Origin of the sequence: Pseudomonas sp. A-RE-22, assembly GCF_019956035.1 — a bacterium.
In the GTDB taxonomy this organism is placed as follows: Bacteria; Pseudomonadota; Gammaproteobacteria; order Pseudomonadales; family Pseudomonadaceae; genus Aquipseudomonas; species Aquipseudomonas brassicacearum.
Window position 1 is genome coordinate 272,804 of record NZ_JAHBCZ010000033.1, and the last position, 11,885, is coordinate 284,688.

Sequence of the window (11,885 nt, forward strand, 5' to 3'; positions counted from 1 at the left end):
TGTCTCAGGCAATTCAATAGTGGCTGACACACCGCTTTCGCGAGCAAGCTCGCTCCCACAGGGTTATTGCCCGCATTCGAGTCGTGTCGGGTCAGACGTATTGCGCCGCCGCATACCCCGACGCCCACGCCCACTGGAAGTTGAACCCGCCCAGGTGCCCGGTGACATCCAGCACTTCGCCGATGAAATACAGCCCGGGGCTTTTCAGCGATTCCATGGTCTTGGACGAGACTTCCCGAGTGTCGACGCCGCCCAGGGTGACTTCGGCGGTGCGGTAGCCTTCGGTGCCGGCGGGGACGACGTTCCAGCTCGCCAGTTTTTCGGCGATGTCTGCCAGCTCCGCATGGGTGTATTGCTTCATGGGTTTGGACACGAACCAGGTGTCCGCCAGCAGGTTGGCCATTTTCTTGGTGAACAACTCGCCCAGCAACGTCTTGAGTTCGCTGTTGGGGCGTTCGGCCTGCTGCTGTTGCAGCCATTGCGGCACGTCGTGGTCGGGCAACAGGTTGATCTGCACCGTGTCCCCCGATTCCCAGAACGACGAAATCTGCAGGATCGCCGGACCGCTCAGGCCGCGGTGGGTGAACAGGATGTTCTCGCGAAAGCTCTGGTCGTTGCAGCTCACCAGGCAATCCACCGATGTGCCCGAGAGTTCGGTGCAGAGGGTCTTGAGCTGATCGGTGATGGTGAACGGCACCAGGCCGGCGCGGGTTGGCAGCAGTTCATGGCCAAACTGTTTTGCCACCTGATAGCCGAAACCGGTCGCCCCCAGGGTCGGGATCGACAGTCCGCCCGTGGCGATCACCAGGGACTGGCAGACGAGGGCGCCGAGGGTGGTTTGCAGCAGGTAGCCGCCGTCGGCTTTTTCGATCTGCGTAATCGAGGTGTCCAGATGCAGGCTGACGCCGGCCTGGTCGCACTCATCCAACAGCAGGCCGAGGATGTCACTGGACTTGTTATCGCAGAACAACTGGCCGAGCTTTTTCTCGTGATAGGGCACGCCGTGCTTGGCCACCAGCGCGATGAAATCCCACTGGGTGTAGCGGGCCAGGGCCGACTTGCAGAAGTGCGGGTTCTGCGAGAGGAAATTGCCTGGCTCGGTGTACATGTTGGTGAAATTGCAGCGCCCACCGCCCGACATGAGGATTTTCTTGCCGGCCTTGTTGGCGTGGTCCAGCAACATCACCTGCCGTCCGCGCGCGGCCGCGGTCAGCGCGCACATCAACCCCGCGGCGCCAGCGCCAATGATCACGACTTCGGTAGAGCGCAAAACGGTGTCCTCTCAGTTTTCCCACATAACTGAATGTGGGAGCGAGCTTTGTGGGAGCAAAGCTTGCTCGCGATCCAGGCGCTGCGGTCCTCAAGAGACCGCGGCGTTTTCATCGCGGGCAAGCCTTGCTCCCACACAGCTCGCTCCCACAGTTTGATCTCTGTTCTTCAGGCGATCGGTTACAGGATCCGCACCCGCAACGAGCGGCCCTTGATCTTGCCATCGTTCAGGCGTTGCAGGGCCTGTTTGGCGATGCCGCGTTCCACTGCCACGTAGGCCTGGAAATCGAAGATCGCGATTTTGCCGACCTGGGTGCCGGGGATGCCGGCCTCGCCAGTCAAGGCGCCGAGGATGTCGCCGGGGCGGACTTTGTCCTTGCGCCCGGCGCCGATGCACAGGGTGCTCATGGCCGGCAACAGCGGGCCACCGCCTTGAGACTTGAGGTTGTCCAGTTGGTCCCAGCTCAGCGGCGACTTCTGCAGTTGCTCGATGGCCTGGGCGCGGTGGGCTTCGGACGGCGCCACCAGGCTGATGGCGATGCCTTTCTCCCCGGCGCGGCCAGTGCGGCCGACGCGGTGGATGTGGATTTCAGAGTCCCGGGCCAGTTCGACGTTGATCACCATGTCCAGGGCATCGATGTCCAGGCCGCGGGCCGCCACGTCGGTGGCCACCAGCACCGAGGTGCTGCGGTTGGCGAACATCGCCAGAACCTGGTCGCGGTCGCGCTGTTCCAGGTCACCGTGCAGGCCGACGGCCGAGATGCCCTTGGACGTCAGGTGATCGACGGTTTCCTGGACCTGCTGCTTGGTGAAGCAGAACGCCACGCAGGAGGCCGGGCGGAAATGCGCCAGGACCTTGACCACTGCGTCCATGCGTTCCTCGGGGGAGATCTCGTAGAAGCGCTGCTCGATCTGCGCGTCGGAGTGGAACGCCTCGGCCTTCACTTGCTGCGGGTTACGCATGAACTTGGACGACAGTTGCTTGATGCCCACCGGGTAGGTGGCGGAGAACAGCAGCGTCTGGCGGCGTTCCGGGGTCTGCTGGATGATGTCTTCGATGGCGTCGTAGAAACCCATGTCGAGCATGCGGTCGGCTTCGTCGAGGATCAGCGTGTTGAGGCCGTCCAGGACCAGCGAACCCTTGCGCAGGTGCTGCTGGATGCGTCCTGGCGTGCCGACGATGATGTGGGCGCCGTGTTCCAGGGAGGCGATCTGCGGGCCGAAGGACACACCGCCGCACAGGGTCAGGACCTTGATGTTGTCTTCGGCGCGGGCCAGGCGACGGATTTCCTTGGCGACCTGGTCGGCCAGCTCGCGGGTCGGGCACATCACCAGGGCCTGGCAGCCGAAGAAACGCGGGTTGATCGGGTTCAGCAGGCCGATGCCAAAGGCGGCGGTCTTGCCACTGCCGGTCTTGGCCTGGGCGATCAGGTCCATGCCCTTGAGGATCACCGGCAAGCTTTGCGCCTGGATCGGCGTCATCTGGGCATAACCGAGTGATTCGAGGTTAGCCAGCATGGCGGCGGACAGCGGCAAAGTATTAAAAGCGGTGGCAATGGTGGTCACGGGACTGGCCTGCAAAACAAAATGTCGCGCAGTGTAGCAGTCTCGTGCCACTTTCTTCGAAAGTTCTGGACGAGCTGTGAGGGCAGGGCCTGCCCTGGGGGGCTGGCAATTCCAGAAACTGTGGGAGCTCTGGAACTGTGGAACTGTGGAACTGTGGAACTGTGGAACTGTGAAACTGTGAAACTGTGGGAGCAAAGCTTGCTCGCGATGCAGGCGACGCATTTCCCCCAGGAAAACCGAGTCGCCTGTATCGCGGGCAAGCCTTGCTCCCACAAAATCTCCAAGCCACGAAGCGACTTAGTGTTCGATATGCTCATCCGGGCGTTTCACCCGTCGCCCGTCTTCGCGTGACAACTGGGAAAAAATCGTCGCCGCCAGCATCGCCATGATCCCCACCGTGACGAACGTCAGCTGGAACGCCCCCAGTACGGTCTCCACCCCATCGTTACCCACCTGGGCGGTAAAGCCGCCGAGCAGGGCGCCGGCGCAGGCCACGCCGAGGCTCAGGGACAGTTGCGCCACCACCGACAGCAGGCTGTTGCCGCTGCTGGCGCTGGCGTCGTCCAGGTCGATCAGGGTCACGGTGTTCATCGCGGTGAATTGCAGCGAGTTGATCGCCCCCAGCACCGCCAGTTGCGCCAGCAGCAGCCAGTACGGCGTCTGTTCACTGACCAGGCCCATGCTCGCCAGCATCAGGCCCAGGGCCAGGGTGTTGCCGGTCAGGACGATGCGATAGCCCAGGCGTTCGATCAGCGGCCGGGCCACGGACTTGGCGACCATGGCCGCCGCCGCCAGGGGCAGCATGCTCATCCCGGCCTGGGACGGTGAATAGCCCAGGGCGACTTGCAGCAGCAACGGCACCAGGAATGGCAGCGCACCGCTGCCCAGGCGCGCGAACAGGTTGCCAAGAATGCCCACGGCGAAGGTCCGGGTCTTGAACAGTGACGGCGGGAACAGCGCGTTCTCGACGTGCCCGGCCCGCAGCCAATAGGCCGCCAGGCAGGCCATGCCGCCGAACAGCAGCAACATCACGCGCAGGTGCGGCAGGTGCAGTTCACCCAGGCCTTCCATGGCGATGGTGATCAGCACCATCGCCGCGCCGAACAGCAGGAACCCCAACCCATCGAACCGCGTGCGCTCGCTACCCCGCAGGTCGGGGATGAACTTCCACACGGCATAACAGCCGAGCACGCCCACCGGCAGGTTGATGATGAAGATCCAGTGCCAGGTCAGGTACTCGACCATCCAGCCGCCCATGGTCGGCCCGATCAGTGGGCCGAGCAGGCCTGGGATGGTGATGAAGCCCATGATCCGCACCAGTTCCGAGCGCGGATACGCCCGCAGCACCACCAGCCTGCCCACCGGCAGCATCAGCGCTCCACCGAGGCCCTGGATGACCCGGGCGCCGATCAGCATGCTCAACGAACTGGACAGGGCGCACAGCAACGAGCCGAAGCTGAACAGCAGGATCGCCCCGAAGAAAATCTTCTTGGTGCCGAAGCGGTCGGCGATCCAGCCCGAGGCCGGGATCAGCAACGCAACGGTGAGCATGTAGGCAATGATCACGCCCTGCATGCGCAGCGGGTTTTCCGCCAGGTCGCTGGCCATGGCGGGCAGGGCCGTGTTGAGGATGGTCCCGTCCAGGGACTGCATGAAGAAGGCAATCGCCACCACCCACGGAAGCCAGCGGGCGGTGACGGCGTCGAGCGGTGCACGGTTGGGCATGGGACCTCTTGTTTGTGTTCGGGTGTCTGTTGGCTTCATCGCGGGCAAGCCTTGCTCCCACATGTACGGCGTACATCCTGTGGGAGCAAGGCTTGCCCGCGATGCTTTTTTACAGCGTCAAGGTCAACCGCTTGACCAGCGCCCCCGGCAGCAACATCGAGGCCGTGGCCCGCTGGCTGTAAGTGCTGGCCGAGAGCAGCAGTTCCCGCTCCCGGGTCAGGCCTTCGAGTTGCGAGCCGAGCAGGCTGTAGACGCTGTCGTCGAAGCGCATGGTGCTGACCGGCGCTACGATCTGGCCGTTCTCGACCCAGAACGTGGCGAAGCGGGTCATGCCGGTCAGGCGGGCGGCCGGTTGGTCCGAGTAGTTCAGGTACCAGAGGTTGCTGATGTATAGCCCGGTGCCAAGTTGTTCGAGGATGTATTTGTGCTCCAGTTGCCCGCCCTGCATGTCCAGCGCCGTGGGGTATTCGTAGCTGCTGGCACCGTTGGCGGTGAGGCCGTATTCGGCGGCGCTGCGGGAGTTGACCAACTGCGCATTGGCCGTGCCCTTGGCGATCAGCCCCAGGTCATCGCGGGGATAACCTTCGTCGGAAAACGCCGGGCTCAAGGAACCGCTGACCTGCTCGCTCAGCCACACGTTGGGGCTCAAGCTTGCTTCGTTGGCGTAGAACTTCTGCAACGGGCTCTGCTTGCTGGCAATCGCGCGGGCCGAGAACCCGCCCCAACTGAGCATGCCCATGATCTCTTCCAGGGCGGCCGGTGCCAGGTAGGCGCGGTATTCGCCGGGCGGCAACGTGCGCAGCGGCAGGCCGAGAAATGCCAGCTGCTCGCGGGCCTGCTCGAAGCGCCGGGCAAACCCTTCGCTACTCCACGCATGCCCGGCATAGCTGGCTTTTACCGCCTGGCCGTTTTCATGGAACAGGCTGAAATCGAAGTTGAAGCTGTTGGCCTGATGCCAGCCGAACGCTCCCGACGAACTGGCGAAACCGCGGCTGATGGGCCCGGCCGCATAGAACCCCACCAGGTCCAGGCCTTCGGCGGCGCGGCTGATTTCAGCCACGGCCTGCTCGGTGTCCGGCAGCGGATGGTCCTGCACGTTATGGCTTTGCCAGTGGTTGTGGTTGAGCAACAGGTACGGATCGCGGGGCAGCAGCGGCAAGGTTTCGCGCAGTTGTTGCAGGCCTTCGGACAGGCGTTGCAGGTCGGTCTCGGTGTCGCCGGACAAGGTGATCTGCAAGTCGGCGTGGCGTCCGTCGTCGATCAATTTGAAACTCACATTGGCCTGCTGCACCTGCCCGGCCTGACGCACCTTGGCGTGGTTGAAACGCACGAAGGCCGAGGACTCGGCGGCGTAACCCAAGGTGAACTGTTCCTGCTCATGCAGGGCATCGCGCAGCCAGTCGACCAATACCTTGAATGCCTCGGCCTGATTATTGACGGTGCTCATATCAGGCATCCCCTCCAAACACATCAACGTTGCTGAACACACAGGCCGGCGACGCATGGCCGACACGGATGACCTGGTTCGGTTCGCCCTTGCCACAGTTCGGCGTGCCCAGGACCCGGGAGGTACTGGCATCGCCCACGGCGCGCAGGCTCTTCCAGAATTGCGCGGAAATACCCCGGTAGTTGGGGTTCTTCACCACGCCCTTGAGCTCGCCGTTCTCGATCAACTGGCCCCACTCGCAGCCGAACTGGAATTTGTTGCGGGCGTCGTCGATGGACCAGGAGCGGTTGGTGCGCATCAGCACGCCGTGCTCGGTGCCTTGGATCAATTGTTCCAGGGACTGGTCGCCGGGTTCGATGTTCAGGTTCGCCATGCGGTCGATGGGCGGACGATTCCAGCCGCAGGCGCGGCTGTTGGCGACACCGTCCAGGCCAGCCCGGAATTGTGACAGCGCGCCGCCCAGTGGACGCAGCAACAGGCCTTCACGAATCAGGAACTGCTTGCTGGCGGCGCTGCCGTCGTCGTCATGGCTGTAGCTCGCCAGCTCCTCGGGAATGTTCGGGTCGAAGGTCACGTTCAGCAGGCTGGAGCCGTATTGCAGGTGGCCGAAATCACTGGCCTTGACGAAGCTGGTGCCGGCGTAATTGCGTTCGTCCCCGAGGATGCGGTCCAGTTCCAGCGGGTGACCGATGGATTCGTGGATCTGCAACATCATCTGGTCGGGCATCAGCAGCAGGTCGCGGGGGCCTTGCGGGGTGTTCGGTGCCAGCAGCAATTGCAGGGCCTGGTCGGCGATTTTCAGCCCGGCGCCGATCAGGCCGCTGCGGCTGATCACATCGAAGCCGCCTTGCTGGCCGAAGTTTTCCCGGCCCAGGGTACGGGTCTGGCTGTCGTTGCCGTCGAAGGCGGTGACTTCCAGGGCCGGGTAGATGAAGCGTTGGGCCTGGCGCAGTTCAGCGCCGGCACTGTTGAGGTAGATCTGCTCGACCTGGGTCAGGCCGATGCTGGCTTGCCAGTTCACCAGGCGCTCGTCCTGAGGCACTGCGGCTGACTCGTCACCGAGCAATTGATAGCAATCGCTCAGTGCCGGGAAGGCCTGGTCGAAATTCGGCGAGAAGTAATCGGCGCGGTCGCTGGACACCGCTTGCTCGCGCAGGTCCAGCAGGGCATGGGGCTTGAGGCCGCGGGCATGTTGCTCGGCGCGTTCCAGTGCCGCTTGCAGGCCGGCCTGGGACAGGTCGTTGGTAGCGGCATACGCCTCGACCCCGTTGACCCGCACGGTGAGCATCGCCCCTTCATCACGGCCCAGGCTGGGCGGTTCGGCGACATTCTTGCGCACCGACAGGTGCTGGCCGGACTCGCGCACGTAACGCAGGGAAAAGAATTCAGCGCCCGTGCGCAAGGCAGCAAAACGCTGCTTGAGCTGGGGGTGGAAGTCGAACATGGAACCTCCTTGTCTGGAGTGGCGGTGCAGCGAGGTGCGGCGCGTTGACGCGGCGGCTCTAGATTAGGCCTGGGCGGGGGAGGGATCAAGGCAGATAGGCATTTGGGGTGTCAGGGTGGACGCAATCGCGAGCAGGCTCGCTCCCACAGTGGATCTTGGGTGGTCACAAAATCTGTGTTCACCACCAATCCCCTGTGGGAGCGAGCCTGCTCGCGATGCGGCCCTGAGTCTTACTGGGCGGTAGGCCCGACTTCACGCATTGGCCTGCCACGCACCGGCGCATCGCCGGCCACGAAGTACGGTGCGGTGCTGCGTGGCAGAGGCTGGCGGCCGCGGATCTTGTCGGCGATTTTCTCGGCGATCATGATCGTCGGCGCGTTGAGGTTGCCGGTGGTGATGATCGGCATGATCGAGGCATCCACCACGCGCAACCCTTGCATGCCATGCACGCGGCCTTCGCCGTCCACCACCGCCATGTCGTCGGTGCCCATCTTGCACGAGCAGGACGGGTGGAACGCGGTTTCGGCATGCTCGCGGATGAACTGGTCCAACTGCTCGTCCGTCTGCACCTCGATGCCCGGGCTGATCTCGCGGCCACGGAACGGATCGAGCGCCGGCTGCTGCATGATCTCGCGGGTCAGGCGGATGCCATCGCGAAATTCCTGCCAGTCCTGCTCGGTCGCCATGTAGTTGAACAGGATGCTCGGGTACTGGCGTGGGTCCTTGGACTTGGCCCGGATCCGGCCGCGGCTTGGCGAGCGCATGGAACCCATGTGCGCCTGGAAACCGTGTTCCTTCACCCCGTTGCTGCCGTTGTAGTTAATCGCCACCGGCAGGAAGTGATACTGGATGTTCGGCCAATCGAATTCCGGACGGGTGCGGATGAAACCGCCAGCCTCGAACTGGTTGCTGGCGCCAATCCCGGTGCCGTTGAACAGCCACTCGGCACCGATGGCCGGCTGGTTGTACCAGAGCAGCGACGGATACAGCGAAACCGGTTGGGTACAGGCGTATTGCAGGTACAGCTCCAAGTGGTCCTGCAGGTTTTCACCGACGCCTGGCAGATCGTGAACCACCGGGATGTCGAGGCTTTCCAGCAGCTTCGCCGGGCCTACACCGGAACGCTGGAGGATCTGCGGCGAGGCGATGGCGCCGGAGCACAGCAGCACTTCCTTGCGCGCCCGGGCTTCGACGCGCTCTTCGGCGGCGCCTACCAGGTAACGCACGCCGACCGCGCGCTTGCCTTCGAAGATGATCTTGTCGGTCAGGGCGTGGGTGACGATGGTCAGGGTCGAGCGCTTCTTGGCGATGTCCAGGTAACCGCGTGCGGTGCTGGCGCGACGGCCATTGGGCGTCACGGTACGGTCCATCGGGCCGAAACCTTCCTGCTGGTAGCCATTGAGGTCTTCGGTACGCGGGTAACCGGCCTGTACGCCGGCTTCGACCATGGCGTGGAACAGCGGGTTGTTGCCGGCCTTGGGCGTGGTCACGCTGACCGGGCCGTCGCCACCGTGGTAATCGTTCGGGCCGATGTCGCGGGTTTCGGCTTTACGGAAATACGGCAGGCAATCGAGGTAGGTCCAGTCTTCCAGGCCCGGCAGCTTGGCCCAGTTGTCATAGTCCAGGGCGTTGCCGCGGATGTAGCACATGCCGTTGATCAGCGAAGAACCGCCCAGGCCCTTGCCGCGACCGCATTCCATGCGGCGGCCATTCATGTGTGGCTCCGGGTCGGTCTCGTAGGCCCAGTTGTAGCGCCGGCCTTGCAGCGGGAACGCCAGGGCGGCGGGCATTTGTGTGCGGAAGTCCAGGCGGTAGTCCGGCCCGCCGGCTTCGAGCAGCAGGACGGTGACGCCTTCGTCTTCGGTCAGGCGGGTAGCCAGGGTGTTACCGGCCGAACCGGCGCCGATGATGATGTAATCGAATGTTTGGGACATGAAATGCACCCTCTTCTGGAATTGGGTTCAGGGTTGGCGAGTGCTTTGCACTCGATCGCGAGCAAGCTCGCTCCCACAGGAGATCTCATCCCAATGTGGGAGCGAGCTTGCTCGCGATGGCGGCCTGGCCGGCGAAGCAATGCCAGATCAGAACACCGACGTGTAATCGCCCAACTCGACCTGTACCGATTTGATGCGTGTGAAGTTGTTCAGCGAGCTGATGCCGTTCTCCCGGCCCACGCCCGATTGCTTGTAGCCACCGACCGGCATTTCAGCGGCCGACTCACCCCAGGCGTTGATCCAGCAGATACCGGCTTCGAGCTGGTGGATCACACGGTGGGCGCGGTTCAGGTCGCGAGTGACGACGCCAGCGGCCAGGCCGAAGTCGGTGTCGTTGGCGCGGCGGATCACTTCTTCTTCGGTGTCATAGGTGAGGATGCTCATCACCGGGCCGAAGATTTCTTCACGCACAATGGTCATCTCGTCGGTGCAATCGGTGAACACGGTCGGGGCGACGAACGCGCCCTTGGCCAATTCGCCGTCGGTCAGGCGACTGCCGCCGCACAGCAGGCGAGCGCCTTCGGCTTTGCCTTTCTCGATGTAGCCCAGCACGCTTTCCATGTGGGCGAAGCTCACCAGTGGGCCGAAGTTGGTATTTTCGTCCTCAGGATTGCCGATGCGGATGCGTGCCACGCGCTCGGCGATCTTGGCTTCGAAGGCGGGCTTGAGGTGGCTCGGCACGAACACGCGGGTGCCGTTGGTGCAGACCTGACCGGAGCTGTAGAAGTTGGCCATCATCGCGGTGTCGGCGGCGCGATCCAGGTCGGCGTCGTCGAAGATGATCAGCGGCGACTTGCCGCCCAGTTCCATGGTCACGTCCTTGAGCGAAGAGCTCGAGGCGCTGGCCATGACTTTCTTGCCGGTGTCGGTGCCGCCGGTGAAGGAGATTTTTTCGATGCGCGGGTGCTCGGTCAGCCAGGTGCCGACTTCACGGCCGCTGCCGGTCAGGACGTTGAACACACCCGCTGGAACGCCGGCTTCGGTGTAGATTTCGGCCAGTTTCAGGGTGGTCAGCGAGGTGACTTCGCTCGGTTTGAAGATCATCGCGTTACCGGCTGCCAGGGCCGGGGCGGATTTCCACAGGGCGATCTGGATCGGGTAGTTCCACGCGCCGATACCGGCCACTACGCCCAGGGGCTCGCGACGGGTATAGACGAATGAAGTGGTGCGCAGCGGAACCTGCTCGCCTTCGATGGCAGGCACCAGGCCGGCGTAGTATTCCAGCACGTCGGCGCCAGTGACGATGTCGACGTAGCGGGTTTCGGAGTAGGCCTTGCCGGTGTCCAGGGTTTCCAGGGCGGCCAACTCATCGTTGCGCTCGCGCAGGATGTCGACGGCGCGACGCAGGATGCGCGAACGCTGCATGGCGGTCATGGCGGCCCAGACTTTCTGGCCCTTTTCGGCGCTGACCACGGCGCGCTCGACGTCCTCGAACGTCGCACGCTGCACTTGGGCAAGGACCTCACCGTTGGCAGGGTTGATGGCTTCGAAAGTGGCGTCGCCGCTGGCATCGCTGTACGCGCCATCGATGTAGAGTTTTTGCAGTTCGAAACGGGCCATAAAGTCCTCGCAAGTGCATAAGTGGTTGGCTGACCACCGGAGCGTGTCGTTTATAGCTGACTACGCGGTTCGGCGGCGGTTCAGGAGTCGAGCGGTTCTGTGTGCTCTGGTGCCCCTGCTTTGGCCAGTTGGAAATCCATGTATTCGTAAGCGATCTGGTGCGCCTGGGCGGTATCGAACGCGTCTCCCGACAGCGCTCCGCGCAGCCACAAGCCGTCAATCAGCGCGGCCAGGCCCCGTGCCGCGCTGCGCGCCTGATCGACGGGCAACACGCGGCGGAACTGGCTACACAGGTTGGAATACAGACGGTGATCGTTGATCCGCTGCAACCTGTGCAAAGACGGGTGGTGCATGCTGGTGGCCCAGAAGGCCAGCCAGGTTTTCATTGCCGGGCCATTGACCTGGCTGGCGTCGAAGTTGCCTTCGATGATCACCTTGAGGTGAGCCCGGGGGCTTGTGTCCTCCAGCGCCTGGCGGCGTGCGGTGACGTTCTCGCTCAGGACAGTCATCAGGTACTGGGCCGTGGCCGCGATCAGGCCATTCTTGTCCTGAAAGTAGTGACTGATGATGCCGTTGGAGACACCGGCCAAACGGGCGATCAGCGCAATGCTGGCGTCCCCCATGCCGACTTGATCGACCGCTTGTAACGTGGCTTCGATCAGTTGTTGGCGGCGGATGGGTTGCATACCGACCTTGGGCATCTAGCACATCTCCTTAGGCCATCCGGCGCACGAATGTCGTCTGCCGGAACGAAAGCCAGTCTATTTTGTTTTGATTGAACGTTCAATCAACAAAAAATAAGTTCATGACAAGTCGTCGCTATTTGCCGGGGCGAGGACTTTTGGGGATGTCTTTATAACACTCGTCGGTTGGCATGCAG

Annotated in this window: 8 protein-coding genes; all 8 read right to left on the reverse strand. The window is 63.2% G+C overall.

Going from position 1 to position 11,885, the window contains the following annotated elements; translation table 11 throughout:
• Positions 1–91 precede the first annotated feature (91 nt).
• The gene (locus KGA89_RS17910; protein ID WP_223472168.1) at positions 92–1,270 is read right to left on the reverse strand and encodes an NAD(P)/FAD-dependent oxidoreductase; all 1,179 of its coding nucleotides are present in this window, start codon (positions 1,268–1,270) and stop codon (positions 92–94) included.
• Positions 1,271–1,449: 179 nt separating this feature from the next.
• On the reverse strand, positions 1,450–2,787 hold the full coding sequence (dbpA, locus tag KGA89_RS17915) for an ATP-dependent RNA helicase DbpA (RefSeq protein WP_230494465.1): 1,338 nt from the start codon (positions 2,785–2,787) through the stop codon (positions 1,450–1,452).
• A gap of 345 nt (positions 2,788–3,132) precedes the next feature.
• Positions 3,133–4,599, reverse strand: coding sequence for a multidrug transporter subunit MdtD (gene mdtD / locus KGA89_RS17920; protein WP_155499109.1), 1,467 nt, complete (start codon positions 4,597–4,599; stop codon positions 3,133–3,135).
• A gap of 70 nt (positions 4,600–4,669) precedes the next feature.
• Positions 4,670–6,007 (reverse strand): TldD/PmbA family protein, encoded by a 1,338-nt coding sequence (locus KGA89_RS17925; protein ID WP_223472169.1) that lies wholly within the window; start codon positions 6,005–6,007, stop codon positions 4,670–4,672.
• A gap of 1 nt (position 6,008) precedes the next feature.
• Entirely contained in the window at positions 6,009–7,451 is a 1,443-nt protein-coding gene (locus KGA89_RS17930) for a TldD/PmbA family protein (protein WP_223472170.1), read from the reverse strand.
• A 230-nt stretch (positions 7,452–7,681) separates the two neighbouring features.
• Positions 7,682–9,385: a choline dehydrogenase gene (gene betA, locus KGA89_RS17935; RefSeq protein WP_223472171.1), complete on the reverse strand. Its 1,704-nt coding sequence runs from the start codon at positions 9,383–9,385 to the stop codon at positions 7,682–7,684.
• Between the two features lie 147 nt (positions 9,386–9,532).
• Complete coding sequence (betB, locus tag KGA89_RS17940) at positions 9,533–11,005, reverse strand: betaine-aldehyde dehydrogenase (RefSeq protein WP_223472172.1); 1,473 nt, start codon at positions 11,003–11,005, stop codon at positions 9,533–9,535.
• 80 nt (positions 11,006–11,085) lie between these two features.
• Positions 11,086–11,706 carry a transcriptional regulator BetI gene (gene betI, locus KGA89_RS17945; RefSeq protein WP_003206359.1) on the reverse strand — a complete coding sequence of 207 codons (621 nt, stop codon included), beginning with the start codon at positions 11,704–11,706 and terminating at the stop codon, positions 11,086–11,088.
• Positions 11,707–11,885 lie beyond the last annotated feature (179 nt).